Here is a 21,073-nt window from a genome sequence, read left to right as displayed (position 1 = left end):
CCCGCTCGCGAACCACCCGAGGAACCCGATGCCCCGTCGAGTCCGGCCCCGCACCCTCACCGTTTCCGCGCTGGCGGCCGTCGGCCTGCTGTCGGCGGTGAACGGCGCGCTGACGGGAGTCGGCTCGGCCGCGCCCGCACCCGCGGTCCCGCCGGACACGAACGCGAAGACGTCGGTGACGGTGACCTGTCCCTTCGCCGATCCGCTCGGCGCGCGCAAGCTCACCACCGAGACGGCGGCCACGCTGCCGGCGCAAGCGAAGACCGGGACGTCGGCGACGATCCGCGAGTTCGCCACGAAGCTCACCCTCCCCCGCGACGTCGCGCTGTCCCTCCTCCCGGCCGGGGCCACCGCCGGGTCGCTGCAGGGGAGCCTGGACGTCGACCTCGCCGTGCACCAGGGCGACCGCGCGGACAAGGTCCCGGTCCCCCTCACCGTGGCGGCCACCCCGCTGCCGGACACCGGGGACGTCACCCTGACCGCCACCGGCGCCGTGCCGGAGATCGCGCTGAACACCGTCGGCGCCGTCACCTTCGACGTCACCGCGCCGACGCTCTCGCTGACGGCGGTGCCGCCGGCCGGCACCGTGGCCACGCAGCCGGCGCCGTTGATCGCGTGCACCCTCGATCCCGACCAGCAGACGACGCTGGGCAAGGTGCTGGTCCTCCCGCCGGTGAAGCCGGGGACAGCGGCGAAGAAGCCGGCCGCGGCCGGCGCCGACGCCCCCGCTCCGGGCGATCCGCCGACCGAGGACGAGTTCGCGGTGCCGCTGAGCCTGGTCACGATCATGACGAGGTCGACGGTCAAGAAGCTCGGCGCGACCGTCACCGCCGACCCGTCGTTCCTGATCAACGGGCTGTTCATCCTCAACCTGAACGACGGCAGCTCGCGGGTGACCGGGTCGACCACCTTCAACCAGGCGACCACGTCGTTCCTCGGCTTCGGTTTCGTGCCGACGACCGCGACCGTGGAGTTCCTGCCGGTCGACTACCGCAACAGCAAGATCATCGAGGTCGCCGGGAACATCACGACCGACCCGGACACCGGGGCCACCTTCCTGAACACCACGCTGCAGGTGATGGCCCGGCTGAGCAACGCGAAGGTCAACGGCGTCCCGCTCGACCTCGGCCCCGACTGCGTGACGGCGGAGACGGTGACGCTCACCCTGAACGGCCCGTACGAGGCGTTCGGGGTCGGGCACATCCAGACGGACCCGGAGAAGGGTTTCCGCCTCCCGGCGTTCACCGGCTGCGGCACCGGCGGGCAGGACCTGTCACCGCTGCTCACCGGCATGAGCTCCGGCGACGGCAACCAGGCCTACGTGGACACCTACAACCTGGTGGTGTGCACGGATCCGGACAGCACCCAGTGCCCGCCCGGCTCCAACGGACCGCCGCCGGACGCGCTGAAGGCGGCCGCGAAGCACGCGGAGAAGGCCGTCAAGAAACCACACTGAGGGGGAAGCTCATGAGGGGGCTCGGAACGGCCGTCGTCGCGGCACTGCTCGTCACCGGCGTGACGGCGGGAACCGCGAGCGCGACCACGCTGACCAAAACCGGTTCGCTGACCTACAACTGCCCGTTCCCGGGCATCACGCCCCAGCCGACGACGGTGGCCGCGGAGCTGTCGGTCACCGATCCCCACCCAGGCCTGCCCTTCACGGTTTCGCCGTCCCTCCAGCAGACCTTCCCCACCAGTGTGCGGACGCTGCTGAACGCGATCGGCTACGACGCGGTGCGCGGGTCGCTCAGCGCGGCGTTCTCCGTCACCGACGCGACACCGGCGGCCGGAGTGATCGCGGGCGGTTTCCCCGCTCAGCCGTTCACCACCGTCACCGTGACCGGCGCGCCGCAGACGTTCACCGCCGGCACGGCCGGCGCGGTCGGCTTCTCGCTGGGCGCGAGCGTGAGCGGGATCCTCGAGTTCCACAAGGCGTCCACCGGGGCGTGGACCCCCTGGACGTCGAACTGCACGCTCAAGGTCACCAGCCCGGCGCAGAACACGGCGTTCACGCCGAGCGTCCCGATCACCTGACCCGGGAGGAAACCGTGAAGATCCGCCGCTCGCTCGTCCTGGCCGCCGCGACGGCCGCCGTGCTCGCCGGAACGGCCGCGCCAGCCTGGGCGGTCACGACGACGTTCCACTCCGCCTCCGGCGTGGCCCACAACTGCACGTTCCCCGGGATCGCCGCGCAAACGCTGTCCGCGGTGGAGCAGTTCGACGGTCCCGGCTCGATCCCGCACGGCACCGCTCCCGGGATCACGAACATCTCCGGCAGCCTCGGCATCACGACGACCCTGAAGAACCTGCTGCACGCCGCTGGGTACGACGGCGTCCGCGGCAGCGGCATGATCCCGGTGAAGCTGACGGGCGCCACCGTGACCTCGAGCACGCCCGGCGTGATCGCCCCGACCATCTGGAGCGGCACCACGGCGGCGATCACCTTCACCGGCGGCGCGGAGACGTTCTCGGCCCTCTCGGGGACCGTTTCGGCCACGTTCGCGATGAACCCGCCGTTCAGCCTGGCCCTGGAGATGCACAAGTACACCACCGGCACCTGGACGCCGTGGACGATGAACTGCTCGCTGAAGGTGACCAGCCCCGCGCAGAACACGGCGTTCAGCCCGAGCCTGATCATCACCTGAGCGCGGCCACCGTCCACAGGGGAGCAACCACGACGATGCGCCGTGCCCGGACCACGGTTCTCGCGACCGTGGCGGTCTTCGCCGCGGCCGCGGGGCCGGCCCGGGCGAGCACGATGCAGCTGTCGCCGCACCGGGTGCCCGGCACCACGGGACCGACGGGGTTACGCGCCGACCTGCACGCAGCAGCCCGGCCAGGACGGCGCGTTCACGCCGGCCCTGCCGATCCGGCAGCACTCGACCGCCCGCTGCGGCCGGAGCAACCACTACCGCTAGCTCGGCGTCCACTGTGGACGGATCGCGCCCGTGCGCGGGACCGGCAGCAGGTCGCTCACCGGGTAGCGCAACGGCAGCGGGGCCGCGCCCGCGCGTAGCGCCAGCTCCATCTCGAAGCGGGCGCCCGGGTCGCGCAGGCTGTCGCCGAAGGTCGCCTGGAGCTGGCGCATGCGGTAGCGGACCGTCTGGGGGTGGACGCCGAGGCGTTCCGCGATCTCCACGACGTTGCCCTGGCTGTCCAGCCACGCCCGCAGCGTCTCCAGCAGCCGCTCCTGCTGCTTGCCCGTCATGTCCGCCAGCGGCGCGAACAGGCGGTGCCGCAGCGTGCCGACCAGGCCCGTGTCGGAGTTGACCAGCAGCGTCGCCAGGTGCTCCTCGGCCCGCAGCACCGGGCGGGGCACCAGGACGCCGCGTTCGGTGAGCTGCAGCGCGTTCCGGGCCCAGCGCAGGGAGTCCGCGACCGAGGCCAGCGGCACGCACGGGCCGATCGAGAGGCGGCAGTCCGGCAGCGCCACCTGCAGCGTCGCCAGGCGGGCGCTGCCCAGCTGGCCGGGCACGACCAGCTTCGGGTCGGGGGTGTCGAGCTCGGCGAGGACGTCGGCGTCCAGGCCCGCGTGCCGCCGGGCCGGGGCGACGCCGTCGGCCGGGCAGACGGCCACCGGGGTCGCGTCGGTCGGGACCGTCCAGCCGATCAGCTGGGCCAGCTCGGCGATCGCCTTCGGTGACGCGGGCGGCGTCTCGAGGATCAGGTGCAGCAGCTTGCGGCGCCAGGTGTCGAGCGCGCCCGCCGTGCGCGCCTTCGCTTCCAGGTAGCCGTCGAGCGCGACGGAGGCGAGCTCGTCCATGAACGCCAGCATCGCGTCGGCCAGCTGGGACATCACCGCCGACGAGAGCCCGCTCCGCCGTCCGACGCGCATGATCCGCCGCCACGACACCCGCGCGCCGACCCGGTAGGCCGACTGCAGCGTGTCGAGGCTGCGGCCCTCGCGCATCTCGTTCTGCCCGAGGCGGTGGTGCACGTCGTGGGACTGTTCCTTGGACACCGTCGGGTCGGCGATCTGCGCGACGAACAGCGTGATCGCGTATTCGACGCCGGCGCGGATCGACTTGCCGTAGGGCCCGTCGAGCGGGCGGGCGTAGGCCGGGATGGTCGCGCGGATCTCGTCGACGATCTCGGCGGCGAGGCTGGCCAGCTCGGGCCGGAGGATGTCGGCGAGCTTGCGGGGCAGTGCCGCGGGTGGTGCCGGATGGTCGAATCCGCGCTCGACCGACATCGCAGCTCCTTTGCTCCGCCCCAGAGGCCCCGCTCCACGCGCGGCCGAGCACCCCGCGTCCGATGCGGGGTGACACCGGACACATCGAAAAACTAGCCCGGAACGTGTCACACCTTCGAAGGGAAACCGATTTCTTGTCATCTTCGTGACAAGTTCACGAGGACTCCATGCGCAACGCTGACAACTACCCCGCCGACTGCACCCGGATGTACGTACGAACGGACGAACTCCGCGCCCGCCGCGCACCCGGACACGGCCGCTTGTATCGTGTGGTTGATACAAGCGGGAGGTACGACATGGCGTGGGACAACATGCTCGCGGTCGGGCTCTTCATGGGCCTGGTCGGCCTGGTGATCCTGATCATCCTGTGGCCGAACGACAAGCGCGGGGCCCGCCTGCTCGTGCGCTGGGGGGTGCCGGACCCGGACGCCGCCGAGGTGGCGCTGGCCGTCCGGTACCTCAAGCGGCGCCGGTTCTGGTACCCGTGGCTCTACCTGGGGCTCCCGCTGCTGTTCGGCGGCAACAACGACGGCGCCTCGATCGCCGGCACCCTGCTGCTCGGCGGCCTGATCGCCGAACTGCTGGCCCAGCGGCCCACGCGTGGCCCGCGGCGGGAGGCGGTCCTCGTCCGGCGGCGGCTGCTGGACGTCGTCCCGGCCTGGGCCCTGGTGCTCAGCGGGCTGGCGTCGGTGTCCGCGATCGCGCACCTGGCCCTGATCACGCAGTGGAAGCTGCTGGCGGTGGCCGCGGGCACGACGGCCGTCTGCTGGGCGATCACCCTGCTGGCCGTGCGGCGCCCGCCGGCCGGGGAGCCGCGCGCCGACCTGGCGCTGCGCTGCCGCAGCGCCCGCGTCGCGATCGGGCTGGGCATCGGCACCTGCACGGCGATCGGCTGGACGCAGGGCAACCTCGGCTCGCTCCTGATCGTCGTGGTGGGCATCGCCGCATTCCTGGCCGTCACCGCCCCGCTGAAGAGGCTCCCGGCTCTCGCGTGAAGATCGTCGTCGACACCGAGAACGGCCTGGCGCCCTGGCGGCAGGTGCACGACCAGATCATCCGCGCGGCCACGGCGGGCGCGCTCCCCGAGGGGACGCGCCTGCCGCCGATCCGCCAGCTGGCCCGCGACCTGGGCCTGGCGTCGGGCACGGTGGCCCGCGCGTACCGCGAGCTGGAGGCGGCGGGCTGGGTGGAGACGGCGCGGGCCCGCGGCACGGTGATCACGATCCCCACGGACCGTCCGGACCCGGCGGCCCTGCTCCTGGCCGCGGCGGCCGAGTACGCGACCCGGGCCCAGGACCTGGGCGCGAACCTCGACATCGCCCTCGACGCGGTCCGCAAGGCCTACCCGTCGTGAGTGGTAATGCGGGTTAGAACCCTAATCACCACTCACGAGAAGCCGGCCCAACGCAGCCAGAACCGGCTGAAGGACCTCGACCTCGCGCGAGTTGCCCACGCACTCGGTGACGCCCGCACCCACGACGTCGTAGGCCGCCAGGGCGTCCAGCGACGACACCAGCCGCGCGATCGTCCACCCGTCCGGCTCGGGGTAGTTGAGGCCGCCGAACTCCGACGGATCCAGCACGTCGAGATCCACGTGGACGTACAGCTTCTCCGCGCCCGCCAACGCATCGACCGACGTGACCGCCAGCCCCCGCGCAACCGCCGCACGCTCCTCCGGGTCGAACACCCGCGTCCCCAGCAGCACCGCGCGTCCCGGCTCCAGAGCCGGCGCCGCCGCGAACTCCGGGTCGCCCTCACCGAGCAGTGACCGCAGCACCATCCCGTGGAACGCCCCCGACGGCGACGTCGCCGCCGTGTTCAGGTCCGCGTGCGCGTCGAACCACGCGACGCCGAGGCCCGGGCCGTACCGGTACCGGGCGACGCCGATCGGGACCAGCTCGACGCCGCAGTCGCCGCCGATCGTCAGTACCGGTCCACCGGGCGCCTCCAGCGCGGCCAGCTGGGCCGCGCGGTTGGGCCCGGTCAGCACGGCCCGTGACGCGATCCCACCGTCCACTGAGGACAGTTCCGGGGACTGCGGGACGTGGTGCACGGGCCGGCCGAGCACGTGCCCGGCCAGCTCCGCGAGGGCCGCGCAGCCCCCGGGCAGGTCGCCCGCCCGAGGGCCCACCGCGCCTTGCCGCTGCGGTACGGCGTTGATCAGCAGGGTCACTCCAGGACGAGCAGGAGGTCGCCGCCCTCGACCTGCTGGACGGCGTTGATCGCGCGCCGCGCCACCTTGCCGCCCGCGGACGCCGTGATCGACGCCTCCATCTTCATCGCCTCGATCGTCGCGACCGTGGCGCCGGCCTCCACCGTGTCGCCCTCGTTGACCTGCAGCGTGACCACGCCGGCGAACGGCGCCGCGACCTGCTTCGGGTTGCCCTTGTCCGCCTTCTCGGTCGCCGGGATGTCCGACGCGATCGAGGTGTCGCGGACCTGGATCGGGCGCAGCTGGCCGTTGAGCGTCGACATCACCGTGCGCAGGCCGCGCTCGTCGGCCTCGCCGATCGCCTCCAGCTCGATGAGCAGCCGCACGCCCGGCTCGAGGTCGACGGCGTACTCCTCACCCGGGCGCAGGCCGTAGAAGAAGTCCTTGGTGGGCAGCACCGAGGTGTCGCCGTAGGCCTCGCGGTGCGCCTCGAACTCCTTGGTGGGGCCGGGGAACAGCAGCCGGTTGAGCGTCCGGCGGGGGTTCTCCTCCAGGGCCTTGCGGTCCTCTTCGGACAGTTCCTGCACGGGCTTCGGGTCCGCGCGGCCTTCGAGGGCCTTCGTGCGGAACGGCTCCGGCCAGCCGCCCGGCGGGTCGCCGAGCTCGCCGCGCAGGAAGCCGATCACCGAGTCGGGGATGTCGAACTTGTTCGGCTCCGCCTCGAAGTCGGCCGGGGAGACGCCCGCGCCGACCAGGTGCAGCGCGAGGTCGCCGACGACCTTCGACGACGGCGTCACCTTCACCAGGTGGCCGAGGATCTTGTCGGCCGCCGCGTACATCGCCTCGATGTCCTCGAAGCGGTCGCCCAGGCCCAGCGCGATGGCCTGGGTGCGCAGGTTCGACAGCTGCCCGCCGGGGATCTCGTGGTGGTAGACGCGCCCGGTCGGCGAGGCCAGCCCGGCCTCGAACGGCGCGTAGATCTTGCGCACGCTCTCCCAGTACGGCTCCAGCTCGCCGATCGCGTCCAGGCTCAGCCCGGTGGTGCGGTCGGAGTGGTCGGTGGCCGCCACGATCGAGGACAGCGACGGCTGCGACGTCGTGCCCGCCATCGACGACACCGCGCCGTCGACGGCGTCCGCGCCCGCGTTGATCGCCGCGAGGTAGGTGGCCAGCTGGCCACCCGCGGTGTCGTGGGTGTGGATGTGCACCGGCAGGTCGAACTCCTTGCGCAGCGCGGTGACCAGCCGGGTCGCCGCGGGCGCGCGCAGCAGCCCGGCCATGTCCTTGATCGCCAGGACGTGCGCCCCGGCGCCGACGATCTGCTCGGCCAGCTTGAGGTAGTAGTCGAGCGTGTAGAGCTTCTCGCCCGGGTCCGACAGGTCCGAGGTGTAGCAGAGCGCCACCTCGGCGACGGCGGAGCCGGTCTCGCGCACGGCTTCGATGGCCGGGCGCATCTGCTCGACGTCGTTGAGCGCGTCGAAGATCCGGAAGATGTCGATGCCGGTCTTCGTGGCCTCCTGGACGAAGGCGTTGGTCACCTCGGTCGGGTACGGCGTGTAGCCGACGGTGTTGCGCCCGCGCAGCAGCATCTGCAGGCAGATGTTGGGCACGGCCTCGCGCAGCGCGGCGAGCCGCTCCCACGGGTCCTCGGCGAGGAACCGCAGCGCGACGTCGTAGGTCGCGCCGCCCCAGCACTCCAGGGAAAGCAGCTGCGGCACGGTGTTCGCGACGACCGGCGCCACCGCCAGCAGGTCCTTGGTGCGGACGCGGGTGGCGAGCAGCGACTGGTGCGCGTCGCGGAACGTCGTGTCGGTGACGCCGATGTGCGGCGACTCCCGCAGCCAGCGCGCGAAGCCCTCCGGACCGACCTCGACGAGCTTCTGCTTCGAGCCGGCGGGCGGCTGCGCGTCCTTCGCGAGCTTCGGCAGCTTGAGCGTCGCGTCGGGCGTCTTCGGGCGCTCGCCGTGCGGCTTGTTGACCGTCTGGTCGGCGAGGTAGGTCAGCAGCCGCGTGCCGCGGTCGGCGGAGTGCCGCGCGGTGAGCAGGTGCGGCCGCTCCTCGATGAACGACGTCGTGACGCGCCCGGCGCGGAAGTCCGGGTCGTCGAGCACGGCCTGCAGGAACGGGATGTTCGTGGCCACGCCGCGGATCCGGAACTCGGCGACGGCGCGGCGCGCGCGGCCGACGGCGGTCTCGAAGTCGCGCCCGCGGCAGGTGAGCTTCACCAGCAGCGAGTCGAAGTGGGCGCTGATCTCGGTGCCGGAGAAGGCGGTGCCGCCGTCGAGCCGGATGCCGGAGCCGCCCGGCGAGCGGTAGGCGGAGATCATCCCGGTGTCCGGGCGGAAGCCGTTGGCCGGGTCTTCGGTGGTGATGCGGCACTGCAGCGCGGCGCCGCGCAGGTAGATCTTGTCCTGGCTCAGGCCGAGGTCGTCGAGGGTCTGGCCGGAGGCGATCCGCAGCTGCGACTGCACGAGGTCGACGTCGGTGACCTCTTCGGTGACCGTGTGCTCGACCTGGATGCGCGGGTTCATCTCGATGAACACGTGGTTGCCCTGCTTGTCGAGCAGGAACTCGACGGTGCCGGCGTTGCGGTAGCCGATCTGCTTCGCGAACTTGACCGCGTCGGCGCAGATCCGGTCGCGCAGCTCGGGGTCGAGGTTCGGCGCCGGGGCCAGCTCGACGACCTTCTGGTGGCGCCGCTGCACCGAGCAGTCGCGCTCGTAGAGGTGGATGATGTTGCCCACGGCGTCGGCGAGGATCTGCACCTCGATGTGCCGCGGCTCCACGACGGCCTTCTCGAGGAACACCGTCGGGTCGCCGAAGGCGGACTCCGCCTCGCGCGCCGCGGCCTCGATGGACTCGCGCAGCTGGGCGGGCTCCAGGACGCGGCGCATACCGCGCCCGCCACCACCGGCGACGGCCTTGACGAACACCGGGAAGCCCAGCTCGTCGGCCGCCGCGACCAGCGCGTCGATGTCGCTCGATGGCTCGGACGAGCCGAGCACCGGGACGCCGGCCTCGCGCGCGGCCTTGACCGCGCGGGCCTTGTTGCCGGTGAGCTCGAGGATGTCGGCACTCGGGCCGACGAAGGTGATCCCCGCTTCCTCGCACGCGCGCGCGAGATCGGGGTTCTCCGACAGGAAGCCGTAACCCGGGTAGACGGCGTCGGCCCCGGCCTTCTTGGCCGCGGCGACGATCTCGTCGACCGAGAGGTAGGCGCGCACGGGGTGACCCGGCTCGCCGATCTCGTACGCCTCGTCGGCCTTCAGGCGGTGCAGCGAGTTGCGGTCTTCGTGGGGGAACACGGCAACCGTGCCGGCCCCCAGTTCGAAGCCGGCGCGGAACGCGCGGATCGCGATCTCACCGCGGTTGGCCACCAGCACCTTGCGGAACATGCCCGGTCCTTCCCGTTTGGATCGGTAGTCAGCGCACGTTACCCGGTTTTTCCCGCTGGGCGGGAGCTGCATACCAGGTGATGGACATCATGCGCGTGGAAAGATTGGCCGATCAGCGCTGGTGGCACCTCCCTGCCGGAGTCTCAGGACGCCTGCGGCACGTAGAGGAGCCGGTTGGCCGTGCCTGCCGGGACGCCCTTCAGCGCGTCCGGCGTCGCGGCCTGAACGAGGGCCTGGTCCACCTGCGCGGGCGTCGAGCCGGGGTGCTGGGCCAGGTAGATCGCCGCCGCGCCGGCCGCGAACGCCGCGGCCACCGACGTGCCCGACTCCGGGCCCGCGGTCGTACCGCCCGCGATCGGGCTCGGAACGGCGACACCCGGCGCGTACAGGTCGACGTCCTGGCCGAAGTTGGACGCCTTGTCCGGGTGGTCCTGGTCGTCGATCGCCCCGACGGTCAGGGCCTCGGTCACCCGGCCCGGCGAGAAGCCGCTCGCGTCCGCCGTCTCGCTGCCGGCCGGGACGGCGATCGGCAGCACCGTGGCCAGCCGCTTCACGGCCGCGTCGAGCTGGTCGTTCGGGACGCCGCCGATGCCGAGGACGGCGACCGCGGGCTGCCGGGCGTTCTGCGCGACCCAGTCGAGCCCGGCGATGATCTGCTCGGTCGCGCCGCCGCCGTCCTTGTCGAGCACCCGCACCGGGACGATCTGCGCGCCCTTCGCGACGCCGTAGGCCTGGCCCGCGGCGATGCCGGCGAGCCGGGTGCCGTGGCCGTTGGTGTCGGTCGTGTCGGTGCCGCCGCCGAGGAAGTCCCGCCCCGGCGCGACGCGGCCCTGGAAGTCGGGGTGCTGCGCGTCGACGCCGCTGTCGATCACGTAGATCGTGACGCCGGCCGCGTCGTCGCCGTACCGGTAGGCGTGGTCGAGCCCGGTGCGCTGGTCGATCCGGTCCAGCCCCCAGCTGGGCGGATCCTGCTGCACTCCCCCGGCGGCGGCCGCCGGCGCCTGCCCGGCGAGCACGATGGCCACGGCCGCGAGAACACCCCGTCGTTTCCTCATGATCAGCGTGGTACCCGCGAGCCGGAGCCGCGACAACTCAGGGCTGTCGCCCGATCGGCTGATCTACACTGGGAGCACTAACGCAACGGGAGTGGCACTTGGAGACCATCGGCACGCAGCGCCCGGGCGGCCGCACCGAGCGGACGCGTCGCGCCGCCCTCGACGCGACCCTGGAGCTGCTCGGCGAGCGCGGGTACGCGGAGCTGACGGTCGAGGCCGTGGCCGAACGCTCCGGCGTCCACAAGACGACGCTGTACCGCCGCTGGGAGTCCGCCGAAGGCCTGGTCGCGGCGGCGCTGCTGATGGGCACCGAGCAGGAGTGGGCCGCGCCGGACACCGGCTCCCTCGAAGGCGACCTGCGCGAGGTCAACCGGGAGCTGGTGCACTTCTTCACCGAGCCGGGCCTGCGCGAGCTGCCGATCGCGTCGATCTCGGCGGCGTTCCTCTCGACCCGCGCGGCGGCCGCCCTCGAGGAGTTCTACGTCGACCGCCACGCGCGGTCGGCGCCGATCGTCGAACGAGCCGTGGCCCGCGGCGAGGTTCCGGCCGGGACGGACGCGGTCGAGGTCGTGCGCGTCGCCTGCGGGCCGGTCTTCTACCGCCTGTTCGTCTCCCGCGAAGGCGTCACGCCGCGAGACGCCGACGTCGCCGCGGCGGCCGGCGCGGCCGCCGCGAAAGCCGGGGTCTTCGTCACGGCAACGGACGGCTGAACCGCAGCTCCTCCAGCGAAACCGCGCCGCCGTCGATCGTCTCGGTGCGCGTGCCGCCGTCGAGCGACCAGCCCGCACGCTCGTAGAACGCCTTCGCACGCTCGTTCGTCGCCAGCACCCACAGCACCGCGGCCGGCTAGCTCTCGGCCAGCGACGTCAGCACCTGTTCGTGCAGCAACCGGCCCAGGCCGCGGCTCCACGCCTCGGGGTGCAGGTAGATCGCGTACAGCTCACCCTCGTCCGGCCCGTCGCGGCGCGGGCCGAACGCGGCGAACCCGACCACTTGCGGGGCTTCCACCACGAGCACGCGGCCGCCGTCGCGCAGAGTGCGGGCCCAGCCCGCGGTCCGGTTCCCGACCGAGATGCGGGCGAGGAACTCCGCCGGCATCAGGCCGTCGTAGGCCGCCTGCCAGGACCGCACGTGGATCTCGCCGATCGCGCCCGCGTCCGCCTCGGTGGCGGGCCGGACCACGGCGGTCACGACTTCTCCAGGTACTCCGCGCGCTCGACGTCGACGACGTCCGCGACCATCTGGGCCAGGCCGGGGAACTTCGAGATCGCCGGGTCCTTCTCGACGATCTCCTGCGCCCTCGCCCGCGACTCGGCGATGACGTCTTCGTCCCGCAGCAGGGAAAGCAGCTTCAGCGTGGACCGCTTCCCGGACTGCGCGGCGCCGAGGATGTCACCCTCGCGGCGCAGCTCCAGGTCGAGGCGGGACAGCTCGAACCCGTCCGTGGTCGACTCGACCGCCGCCAGCCGCTCGCGGGTCGTCGTGCCGTCGAGAGCCTCCGTGACCAGCAGGCACAGCCCCGGCACGCTGCCCCGGCCGACGCGGCCGCGCAGCTGGTGCAGCTGGCTGATCCCGAACCGGTCGGCGTCCATGATCACCATCGCCGTCGAGTTCGGCACGTTGACGCCGACCTCGATCACGGTGGTGGCCACCAGCACGTCCAGCTCCCCCGCGGCGAAGGCGCGCATCACGGCGTCCTTGTCGTCCGCGGGCATCCGGCCGTGCAGCACGGCGATGCGCAAGCCCTTGAGCGGGCCCTCCACCAGCTGCGGCGCGATGTCGAGGACGGCGACCGGCGGCCGCTTGTCGCTCTTGTCCGACGGCGGCTCGTCGCCGATCCGCGGGCACACGATGTAGGCCTGGTGCCCCTTGGACACCTCTTCGGTGACGCGCTGCCAGACGCGGTCCATCCACGCCGGCTTCTCCGCCACCGGGACGACGGTCGTGCTGATCGGCGACCGGCCGACCGGCATCTCGCGCAGCGCGGAGATCTCCAGGTCGCCGTAGACGGTCATGGCGACCGTGCGCGGGATCGGCGTCGCGGTCATCACCAGCACGTGCGGGCTGGTGCCCTCACTGCCGCGGGTGCGCAGGGCGTCGCGCTGCTCGACGCCGAAGCGGTGCTGCTCGTCGACGACGGCCAGGCCGAGGTCGGCGAACTGCACGGTCTCCTGGATCAGCGCGTGCGTGCCGACGATGATGCCCGCCTCGCCGCTCATGGCCTCCAGCAACGCTTTCTTGCGTTCCTTCGCGCCCATCGACCCGGTGAGCAGCGTGACGCGGGTGGCCTTCTCGGCCGCGCCCAGCTCGCCGGCCTGCGCCAGGTCGCCGAGCATCTCGCGCAGCGACCGCGCGTGCTGCGCGGCGAGCACCTCGGTCGGCGCCAGCAACGCGGACTGCCGCCCGTTGTCGACCACCTGCAGCATCGCCCGCAGCGCGACGATCGTCTTGCCCGAGCCGACCTCGCCCTGCAGCAGCCGGTTCATCGGGTGCTCGGTCGCCAGGTCACCGGCGATCTCGTCGCCGATGCCGCGCTGGCCCGCGGTGAGGTCGAACGGGAGCCGCTTGTCGAAGGCGTCCATGATCCCGCCGTCGACGTGCGGGTTCGCCTTGGCCGGGCGGGAGATCGCGGAATGCCGGCGCTGCGCGAAGATCAGCTGCACGGCCATCGCTTCGTCCCACTTGAGGCGCTTCTTCGACGCCTCCAGGTGCGCCCAGTTCTCCGGGCGGTGGATGCCGCGCAGCGCGTTTTCGAGGTCCCCCAGGTGCTGGAGCCGCAGCAGCTCCGGCGGCATCGGGTCCTCGTCGACCTCGAGGACGTCGAGCACCTGGCGGACGCACTTGGCGATCGACCACGTCGGCATGCCTTGCGCCGCCGGGTAAACCGGGATGATGGCGGCCAGGAAGTCGTCCATCGCCTCGGCTTCGCGATCGGCCTCGAACAGCTCGTACTCGGGGTTGGTCAGCTGCAGGGTGTCGCGGAACGCCGAGACCTTGCCGGCGAACAGGCCGGACTTGCCGGGCACCAGGTCCTTCTCCCGCCAGGCCTGGTTGAAGAAGGCGCACGTGAGCCGGCGCTTCCCGTCGGTGATCACCATGTCGATGATGGTCCCGTTGCGGGCCTTCATCCGGCGCTTGCTCACCTTTTCGATGCGCGCCAGCACGGTCGCGTGCTCGCCCAGCTCGAGGCCGGCGATGTCGGTGAGCTCACCCCGCTCGGCGTAGCGGCGCGGGTAGTGGCGCAGCAGGTCGCTGACCGTCTCGATGTCCAACGCCGTGGCGAGCGCCTTCGCCGTCTTGGCACCCAGCAGCAACGGCAGCTTGTCGCGCAGTCCGGCCATCGCTATTCGACTCCCATCAGCAGCACGGCGTCCGCCTGCCCACCCGCGTACCCGGCCAGCTCCACCTCGGGGTGCTCCAGCCGAAGCTGCTCCGCGAGCTCTTCGGCGACCCCCGGCGGCGCGGCCGCCCCGCTCAGCACCGTCACCAGTTCCCCGCCCAGCGCCAGCATCCGGTTCAGCACCTTCATCGCCGCCGCGACGAGGTTGGTCTCCGACGCCGGGGCGGCCTCGATGAGCACCACCTCGTCGTCGACCAGGCCGACCACGTCGCCGGACTGGGCCCGGCCCACCCAGGTTAGCGACTCCTCCTGCGCGATCCGCAGTTCGCCACGCCTGGTCGCGGCGGCCGCCTCGGCCATCGCGACGACGTCGTCGTTGGTGCGGCGCCCGGCGTCGTGCACGGCCAGCGCCGCGAGCACCTGCACCGGCGACGTGCACGGGATGACCACGACGTCGCGGTCGGCGGCCATCGCGTGCCCCGCCGCGGTGTCGGCCGCCGCGGTCAGCGCGACCCCGCCCGGCAGCACCGTGACGTGCCGGCCGGCGGCCTCGTTGAGCAGCCCGATCATGTCCTCGACGCTCGGTGTGGTGCCTTCGGGCACTTCCAGGACCGGGATGCTCTCGGCGCGCAGCACTTCGGCCAGCCCGCCGCCGTGCACGACGGCGACGACCGTGCGGTCGATCCCGCCACCCGGCTCGATCGGCGTCGGCGTGAGCAGCGGTTCGACGCGGATCCGGCGGGGCCGCCCCAGCGTCAGCCCGGCTTCGATGGCGGCGCCGATGTCGGCGCAGTGGACGTGCACGGCGTGGCTGCCCGAGCCGTCACCGGCCACCGTGACGCTGTCGCCGAGGCCGCCCAGCTCCTTGCGCAGGGTCGGCAGGCTCGCCTCGTCGACGCCGTCCAGCAGGTACATGACCTCCCAGGCGTAGACCTCGTCCGCCACCACCGGCACCTCGAGCGCGTGGTCCTGCTCGACCGCGGTGCCGGTGAGCACCCCGACCAGCGCGTCGAGGACGGCGACGAGCCCGCGGGCCCCGGCGTCGACGACCCCGGCCTTGGCCAGCGCGGGCAGCTGGAGCGGCGTCTTCTCCAGCGCGTGCGCGGCTTCCTTCGCGGCGGTTCGCGCCACTTCGCCGAGCTGACGCGTATCGCCGCGGACGGCGAGGGCGACGGCGTGCAGCACGGTCAGGATGGTCCCGGCGACCGGCCGGCTCACGGCCCCGGTGGCGACCTCGTCGGCGTGCCCCAGCGCGGCGGCCAGCCACGCGCCGTCCAGCTCGCCCTCGGCCCGGTCGGCCAGCCCGCGCACGACCTGGGAGAGGATCACGCCGGAGTTGCCCTTGGCCGAGGCGACGGCCCCGCGCGCGAGGACCCTCAGCGCGTCGGCGGCGGTCGCCGGCGCCGCGACGTCGAGCTCGGCGGCCGCGCCGGTCATCGTGAAGAGCATGTTGGAGCCGGTGTCGGAGTCCGCCACGGGGTAGACGTTGATCCCGTCGATGGCCGGCCGCAGGCTCGCCAGGCTGCGCACACAACCCGCAGCCCAGGCCGACACCGCCGCCGCGTCCAGCACCCGCACCCCGTGACCTCCTCGCCGTTCCCGGGGCGAGCGTATCGACCCCGTGCGGAACCCGGCGGAGCCACTGGTTACTATGGTCGAGTTGCCCAGTCCGTCTGGGCTCATTTCTATGACCCAGATCCAAAGGAGTTCGACGTGGCTGCCGTGTGCGACGTCTGTGGCAAGGGACCCGGCTTCGGCAAGTCGGTCTCGCACTCCCACCGGCGTACCAACCGCCGGTGGAACCCGAACATCCAGACCGTCCACGCCAAGGTGGGTATTTCCCAGCGCAAGCGCCTGAACGTGTGCACCTCGTGCATCAAGGCGGGCAAGGTCGTCCGGGGCTAAGGCGAAACTTAAAGGTGGCGAGTGCTCGTGGAGAGCACTCGCCATTTTTTTTGTGCCCGGCCCAGGTCAAAGCCGTGAAGGCCTCCTTCCCGGCTCTTATGGCCGGTAGGGAGGCCTTCACGGCTTTTCGGGGTTCCGGAGGTCGGCCGCTACTTCAGGAAGTCGACCAGCATGTCGCGCAGGGACTCCGGGTGCTGCAGCACTCCGTGGTCCTGGCCCGGGAGGGTCTCGTGGCGGGCGCCGGGGACCACCGACGCCGCGACGCGGGCTCCTGACTGCAGCTTCTCCGGGCTGGCGCCGCCGCCGATGACCAACGTCGGGGCCGTGATCCGGGCCAGGTGGTCCTTGCGGGGGTGGGCGCCCGGGCCGCAGATCTCCAGGTCGTACGGGAGCGTGTGCGCCAGCGACGTGAACCAGCCCCACACCGGGGCCCGCTTCATCCCTTCGATGACCTCGGGCGGGGTGCCCGCGACCTCGAGGAACGTCGCCGCCGCGCCGTCGCGGTCGCCCGCGGCGATCTGCGCGGCCACCTTCTCCGTGACGTCGGGGCGTGACTCCGCGTCGGTCGCGTACGGCGGTTCGTACGCCACCAGCTTCTCGATCGCCAGGCCCGCTCCGGCCGCCTCCAGGGCCAGCACCGCGCCCGACGAGTGGCCGAACACCGACGCCGAGCCGCCGACCTCGGCGATCAGCGCCGCGATGTCCTCGATCTCCCGCTCGACCGCGTACGGACCGGTGTCACCGCTGTCGCCGCGGCCACGCCGGTCGTACGCGATCGTCGTGAAGTCCGCAGCCAAGACGTCGGCCAGGCCGGCGACCGTGGTCCGGTCGTTGAACGCGCCGCCGACCAGGATCACGGGCGCGCCCGTGCCGCGCTGGTCGTAGGCGATGGTCGTGCCGTCGGCCGATGTGACGTTCATGTGCCCTCCAAAGGTTTCCCCCTGGTCGGAGCCGTCACTCCGATCCGGACACCGAACCTACGGGAGCTTCCAGTCGACCGGCGCGGCACCCTGCTGCTCCAGCAGCTCGTTGGCGCGGCTGAACGGGCGCGACCCGAAGAAGCCGTTGTGCGCCGACAGCGGGCTCGGGTGCGCCGACTCGATGCACGGCACCTCGCCCAGCATCGGGCGCAGGTTGCGGGCGTTGCGGCCCCACAGGATCGCCACCATCGGCTCGGACCGGGCCGCGAGGGCCTTGATCGCCTGCTCGGTGACGTCTTCCCAGCCCTTGCCCTGGTGCGAGTTCGACTTGCCCGGCTGCACCGTCAGCGCCCGGTTGAGCAGCAGGACGCCCTGGTCGGCCCACGGCGTCAGGTCGCCGTTGGCCGGCAGCGGGTGGCCGAGGTCCTCGGCGTACTCCTTGTAGATGTTGACCAGGCTCTTCGGGATCGGCCGGACGTCCGGCGCCACCGAGAAGCTCAGGCCGACGGCGTGCCCGGGCGTCGGGTACGGGTCCTGGCCGACGATCAGCACCCGGACGTCGTGGAACGGCTGCTTGAACGCCCGCAGCACGTGTTCACCCGCCGGGAGGTACGTGCGGCCCGCGGTGATCTCCGCGCGGAGGAACTCCCCCATCGCGGCGACCTGCGGCGCCACCGGTTCCAGGGCCTCGGCCCAGCCTGCCTCGACGATGTCCTGCAGCGGTCGTGCGGTCACGGGCGGCGAGCTTACCGGCCGTGGCCGCCGTCACTCGCGCGGGTCGAGCCGCCGCAGTTCGACGCGGAACCGTTTCGCCCGCTCGACGTACGAATCGACCACGAGAGCGATGCTCTCCGGCCCGAAGGACTTGTTCTCCCGCGTCTTCGCGGGCACGCCGAGCGCGATCTCGCCGGTCTTGACGTACGAGCCGTACGACAGCACCGCGCCCGCGCCGACCATGCCGCCGTCCTCGACCACCGTGCCGTTGAGCACCACCGAGCCGGACGCGATCAGGCAGCCGGTGCCGATCTTCGCGCCCTCGATGTGCACCGCGTGCCCCACCGCGGACGACGGACCGAGGATCGTCGGGTGCTGCTCGGTGCAGTGCAGGACGCAGCCGTCCTGGACGTTGGAGCGCTCGCCGATCTCGATGTAGCCGTGGTCGCCGCGCAGCACGGTCTGCGGCCACACCGACGCGTGGGCGGCGATCCGGACGTCGCCGATGACCGTCGCGTCCGGGTGGACGTAGGCGTCGGGGTGGATCGTCGGTTCGAGCGAACCGAGCGCGTAGATCGGCATGCCGCCTCCGGGGTGACTGCGGTTTCACGTGCTCTGCGATTGGATCACGTCATCGACCCGAGGCAGCACACCCGTCCGAGAAGCACGCTCCTCGTGCTCCTGCTCGTCGTGCTGACCTGGCTGTTGAGCGCGCCCGTCGTGTCGCCGGCGATGGCGAACGGCCTGGCCACGACGCCGCCGATGGGCTGGAACAGCTGGAACCAGGTCCGCTGTTACGACCTCACCGAGGACGTCGTCAAGCAGGTCGCCGACGCGCTCGCGGACGACGGCCTGCGCGACGCCGGGTACCGCTACGTCGTCGTCGACGACTGCTGGCAGGCCCCCGCGCGCGCCGCCGACGGCTCGCTGCAGGCCGATCCCACGCGGTTCCCGCACGGCATCGCCGACCTCGCCGACTACGTCCACTCGCGCGGCCTGCTGTTCGGCATCTACGCCGTGCCGGGCAGCCGGACCTGCGCGATGGCCAACGACGCCTACCCCGCGGCCGGCATCGGCTCGCTCGGCCACGAGCGGCAGGACGCCGAGACGTTCGACCGCTGGGGCGTCGACTACCTCAAGTACGACTGGTGCAATGCCGACACGGTCGACGGCCTGGACCGGCGGGCGGCGTTCGAGAAGATGCGCGACGAGCTGGCCGCGCTCCCCCGCCCGATCGTCTACGCGATCTCCGAATACGGCGTCTCCAGCCCGTGGACCTGGGCGCGGCCGGTGGCGAACCTGTGGCGGACCACCTACGACCTGACCCCGACCTGGGACTCCGTGCTCGCGACGATCGACCAGCAGGCCGCCGTCGCCGTCCACAGCGGCTCGCCCGGCGGCTGGAACGACCCGGACATGCTGCAGGTCGGCAACGGCACGCTGACCGCCGACGAGGCCCGCGCGCACTTCAGCGTCTGGAGCGTGCTGAACGCGCCGCTGTTCGCCGGGACCGATCCGGCGAAGCTGGGCGACGACGACCTCGCGACGCTGGGCAACCCCGAGGCGATCGCCGTCGACCAGGACTTCGCGGGCGGCCAGGGCCGGCAGCTCGCGGCCGGGCCGGGCTACCAGGTGTGGGGCAAACCCCTGTCCGGCGGCGGGTTCGCGGTGGTGCTGCTCAACACCGGCACCACCACCGCGACCGTGTCCGCGACGGTCCCGGGCGCCTGGAACGTCCGGGATCTCTGGACCCACCAGGACGTGGGCACCGCGGTCTCCGCGTCCCTGCGCCCGCACGCCGCGGCCCTGCTGAAGCTCACGCCCCGCTGAGGTCCTTGGCGTAACACCGGCTGTCCGGCTCGTTCTTGTAGATGCCGAAGCCGGGGATCTCGACGTAGCCCGACGACGCGTAGAGCGCGATCGCCTCCGGCTGCTTGGTGCCGGTTTCCAGCACCGCGCGCTTGCGGCCGGACAGCGCCGCCGTGCGCTCCAGCTCGAACAGGATCATCCGCGCGAACCCGCGGCCCCGCGCGGAGTCGGCGACGTACATCCGCTTGAACTCGGCGTCGCCGTCCTGGAAGTCGGGGGCGGGGCCGTCGTGCGCGCGCCACGCTCCACAAGCGACGGCTTCGTCGCCCTGGTAGCCGATGAGGAACAGGCCCTGCGGCGGGTCGAACTGCGCGGGGTCCATCGGGGTGGCGTCTTCGTCGCCGTAGCGCTCGACGTAAACCTGTTGCACCGCGGCCATGAGCTTGGCCGCGTCGGGGTGGTCGTAGGGGACCGGAACGATTCTCACGTCCGTGGAGCCTACTTCAGCGCCAGTGTGTCCAGCCGCCTTCGCGTGTAGAAGGCTTGCCGTCCACGGTGATCCCCGAGTCCGGCATGGTCGCGACGCCGATGGTGCGCCAGCCCTCCGGCAGTTCGGCGAACGACGGGAACGTGGCCACCAGGGCGTGGTCCTCGCCGCCGGTGAGGACCCAGTCGAGCGGGTCCGCGCCCAGCGCGGCGCCGACTTCGGTGAGCCGGGCGGGGACGTCGAGGTCGGCGGTGCGGACGTCGATGCCGACGCCGGACGCCTCGGCGATGTGCCCGAGGTCGGCCAGGAGCCCGTCGGAGACGTCGATCATGGCCGTGGCTCCGGCGAGCGCGGCGCGAGGACCGGCCTCGTACGGCGGCTCCGGGGCGCGCTGGGCGTTGACGACGCCGACCGGGGACCGGAAGCCGCGGCCGAGCACGGCCAGGCCCGCGGCCGCCCAGCCGAGCTTCCCGCAGACCGCGACGACGTCGCCGGGGCGGGCCCCCGAGCGCGTCACCGGTTCGCGGTCGCCGAGGTCGCCGAGCGCGGTGACGCTGATCACGAGCTGGTCGGCGCGGACCATGTCACCGCCGGAGACGCCGACGCCGGCGCGTTCGGCCTCGGCCCACATGCCGTCGGCCAGCGCGGTGATCACCTCGCGCGGGGTGTCGGGCGGGCAGGCGATGCCGACGAGGACGGACGTCGGCGCGGCGCCCATGGCGGCGATGTCGGCCAGGTTGACCGCGACGGCCTTGCGCCCGACCTGCTCCGGGGCGGACCAGTCGAGCCGGAAGTGCACCCCCTGCACCAGGACGTCCGTGCTGGCGACCACGCGCCCGTCGGGGGCGGCGATCACGGCGGCGTCGTCACCGGGGCCGAGCAGCGTGCCCGGGGGCTGGCGGCGTCCTTCCGTGACGGCTCGGATGAGCGCGAACTCCCCGGTCTCGGCGACCGTTGCGTCGTTCGGTGACACCGGTCACCTCTGCTTTCTCTACCGGGACAAAGATCGATCACCGATAGTCGGATGCCCTATGTTTTTGCGTGAGCTGGCGATACGTTGCTGGCTGAGAACGTTCCTGCTCCCAAGTTCCTACCCTGAGCCGA

Annotated in this window: 21 protein-coding genes; 8 read left to right on the top strand and 13 right to left on the bottom strand. The window is 72.4% G+C overall.

Annotated features, from left to right (window positions below):
• Nucleotides 1–28: 28 nt before the first annotated feature.
• From OG439_RS48225 to OG439_RS48215, 3 genes are read left to right on the top strand one after another with little or no spacing between them, the layout of a single operon-like run.
• Nucleotides 29–1,456 (top strand): DUF6801 domain-containing protein, encoded by a 1,428-nt coding sequence (locus tag OG439_RS48225; RefSeq protein ID WP_326947014.1) that lies wholly within the window; start codon nt 29–31, stop codon nt 1,454–1,456.
• 11 nt (nt 1,457–1,467) lie between these two features.
• Entirely contained in the window at nt 1,468–2,034 is a 567-nt protein-coding gene (locus tag OG439_RS48220; protein ID WP_326947012.1) for a hypothetical protein, read from the top strand.
• A 14-nt stretch (nt 2,035–2,048) separates the two neighbouring features.
• Nucleotides 2,049–2,645 carry a DUF6801 domain-containing protein gene (locus OG439_RS48215; protein WP_326947011.1) on the top strand — a complete coding sequence of 199 codons (597 nt, stop codon included), beginning with the start codon at nt 2,049–2,051 and terminating at the stop codon, nt 2,643–2,645.
• Nucleotides 2,646–2,914: 269 nt separating this feature from the next.
• Here the strand turns inward: OG439_RS48215 and OG439_RS48210 are convergent, their stop codons facing one another.
• The gene (locus OG439_RS48210) at nt 2,915–4,192 is read right to left on the bottom strand and encodes a PucR family transcriptional regulator (RefSeq protein WP_247062109.1); all 1,278 of its coding nucleotides are present in this window, start codon (nt 4,190–4,192) and stop codon (nt 2,915–2,917) included.
• Nucleotides 4,193–4,488: 296 nt separating this feature from the next.
• Between OG439_RS48210 and OG439_RS48205 the strand changes: the two genes are divergently transcribed.
• Together OG439_RS48205 and OG439_RS48200 are read left to right on the top strand one after the other, a co-directional pair.
• The gene (locus OG439_RS48205; RefSeq protein ID WP_326947010.1) at nt 4,489–5,187 is read left to right on the top strand and encodes a hypothetical protein; all 699 of its coding nucleotides are present in this window, start codon (nt 4,489–4,491) and stop codon (nt 5,185–5,187) included.
• Nucleotides 5,184–5,546, top strand: a complete 363-nt coding sequence (locus OG439_RS48200) for a GntR family transcriptional regulator (RefSeq protein ID WP_326947009.1) — start codon at nt 5,184–5,186, stop codon at nt 5,544–5,546. Before OG439_RS48205 ends, OG439_RS48200 begins: the two co-directional genes overlap by 4 nt.
• A 21-nt stretch (nt 5,547–5,567) precedes the next feature.
• On the opposite strand, the gene OG439_RS48195 is transcribed toward OG439_RS48200, so the two are convergent.
• The 3 genes from OG439_RS48195 to OG439_RS48185 form a co-directional block, all read right to left on the bottom strand.
• Nucleotides 5,568–6,359, bottom strand: a complete 792-nt coding sequence (locus OG439_RS48195) for an arginase family protein (RefSeq protein WP_326951807.1) — start codon at nt 6,357–6,359, stop codon at nt 5,568–5,570.
• A 2-nt stretch (nt 6,360–6,361) separates the two neighbouring features.
• Nucleotides 6,362–9,739: a pyruvate carboxylase gene (locus tag OG439_RS48190; RefSeq protein WP_326947008.1), complete on the bottom strand. Its 3,378-nt coding sequence runs from the start codon at nt 9,737–9,739 to the stop codon at nt 6,362–6,364.
• Between the two features lie 143 nt (nt 9,740–9,882).
• Nucleotides 9,883–10,794 (bottom strand): S8 family peptidase, encoded by a 912-nt coding sequence (locus tag OG439_RS48185; RefSeq protein ID WP_326947007.1) that lies wholly within the window; start codon nt 10,792–10,794, stop codon nt 9,883–9,885.
• Nucleotides 10,795–10,892: 98 nt separating this feature from the next.
• Between OG439_RS48185 and OG439_RS48180 the strand changes: the two genes are divergently transcribed.
• Nucleotides 10,893–11,504: a TetR/AcrR family transcriptional regulator gene (locus OG439_RS48180; protein WP_326947006.1), complete on the top strand. Its 612-nt coding sequence runs from the start codon at nt 10,893–10,895 to the stop codon at nt 11,502–11,504.
• On the opposite strand, the gene OG439_RS48175 is transcribed toward OG439_RS48180, so the two are convergent.
• Genes OG439_RS48175 through OG439_RS48160 form a run of 4 tightly spaced genes read right to left on the bottom strand, consistent with a single transcriptional unit; the run spans nt 11,485 to nt 15,712 of the window.
• Nucleotides 11,485–11,631 carry a hypothetical protein gene (locus tag OG439_RS48175; RefSeq protein WP_326947005.1) on the bottom strand — a complete coding sequence of 49 codons (147 nt, stop codon included), beginning with the start codon at nt 11,629–11,631 and terminating at the stop codon, nt 11,485–11,487. The two genes, OG439_RS48180 and OG439_RS48175, sit on opposite strands and share 20 nt — an antisense overlap.
• 9 nt (nt 11,632–11,640) lie before the next feature.
• On the bottom strand, nt 11,641–11,985 hold the full coding sequence (locus OG439_RS48170) for a GNAT family N-acetyltransferase (protein ID WP_326947004.1): 345 nt from the start codon (nt 11,983–11,985) through the stop codon (nt 11,641–11,643).
• On the bottom strand, nt 11,982–14,135 hold the full coding sequence (gene recG, locus OG439_RS48165; RefSeq protein ID WP_326947003.1) for an ATP-dependent DNA helicase RecG: 2,154 nt from the start codon (nt 14,133–14,135) through the stop codon (nt 11,982–11,984). Before recG ends, OG439_RS48170 begins: the two co-directional genes overlap by 4 nt.
• Nucleotides 14,136–14,137: 2 nt before the next feature.
• Nucleotides 14,138–15,712: a DAK2 domain-containing protein gene (locus OG439_RS48160; RefSeq protein ID WP_326947002.1), complete on the bottom strand. Its 1,575-nt coding sequence runs from the start codon at nt 15,710–15,712 to the stop codon at nt 14,138–14,140.
• A 135-nt stretch (nt 15,713–15,847) separates the two neighbouring features.
• Between OG439_RS48160 and rpmB the strand changes: the two genes are divergently transcribed.
• On the top strand, nt 15,848–16,039 hold the full coding sequence (gene rpmB / locus OG439_RS48155; RefSeq protein ID WP_247062089.1) for a 50S ribosomal protein L28: 192 nt from the start codon (nt 15,848–15,850) through the stop codon (nt 16,037–16,039).
• A 149-nt stretch (nt 16,040–16,188) separates the two neighbouring features.
• Here rpmB and OG439_RS48150 read toward each other — a convergent pair whose 3' ends face one another.
• Genes OG439_RS48150 through OG439_RS48140 form a run of 3 tightly spaced genes read right to left on the bottom strand, consistent with a single transcriptional unit; the run spans nt 16,189 to nt 18,255 of the window.
• Nucleotides 16,189–16,959 carry an alpha/beta fold hydrolase gene (locus tag OG439_RS48150; RefSeq protein ID WP_326947001.1) on the bottom strand — a complete coding sequence of 257 codons (771 nt, stop codon included), beginning with the start codon at nt 16,957–16,959 and terminating at the stop codon, nt 16,189–16,191.
• A gap of 57 nt (nt 16,960–17,016) precedes the next feature.
• Entirely contained in the window at nt 17,017–17,694 is a 678-nt protein-coding gene (locus OG439_RS48145; RefSeq protein ID WP_326947000.1) for a uracil-DNA glycosylase, read from the bottom strand.
• A 30-nt stretch (nt 17,695–17,724) separates the two neighbouring features.
• Nucleotides 17,725–18,255: a gamma carbonic anhydrase family protein gene (locus OG439_RS48140; protein ID WP_326946999.1), complete on the bottom strand. Its 531-nt coding sequence runs from the start codon at nt 18,253–18,255 to the stop codon at nt 17,725–17,727.
• A 93-nt stretch (nt 18,256–18,348) separates the two neighbouring features.
• Between OG439_RS48140 and OG439_RS48135 the strand changes: the two genes are divergently transcribed.
• Nucleotides 18,349–19,503: a glycoside hydrolase family 27 protein gene (locus tag OG439_RS48135; protein WP_326946998.1), complete on the top strand. Its 1,155-nt coding sequence runs from the start codon at nt 18,349–18,351 to the stop codon at nt 19,501–19,503.
• Here the strand turns inward: OG439_RS48135 and OG439_RS48130 are convergent.
• Together OG439_RS48130 and OG439_RS48125 are read right to left on the bottom strand one after the other, a co-directional pair.
• Nucleotides 19,490–19,969 (bottom strand): GNAT family N-acetyltransferase, encoded by a 480-nt coding sequence (locus tag OG439_RS48130; protein ID WP_326946997.1) that lies wholly within the window; start codon nt 19,967–19,969, stop codon nt 19,490–19,492. The two genes, OG439_RS48135 and OG439_RS48130, sit on opposite strands and share 14 nt — an antisense overlap.
• A gap of 16 nt (nt 19,970–19,985) precedes the next feature.
• Nucleotides 19,986–20,942: a thiamine-phosphate kinase gene (locus OG439_RS48125; RefSeq protein ID WP_326946996.1), complete on the bottom strand. Its 957-nt coding sequence runs from the start codon at nt 20,940–20,942 to the stop codon at nt 19,986–19,988.
• Between the last annotated feature and the right edge of the window lie 131 nt (nt 20,943–21,073).

The organism is Amycolatopsis sp. NBC_01307 (genome assembly GCF_035975215.1).
Taxonomy (GTDB): Bacteria; Actinomycetota; Actinomycetes; order Mycobacteriales; family Pseudonocardiaceae; genus Amycolatopsis.
This window is presented reverse-complemented; position numbering and strand designations above follow the sequence as displayed.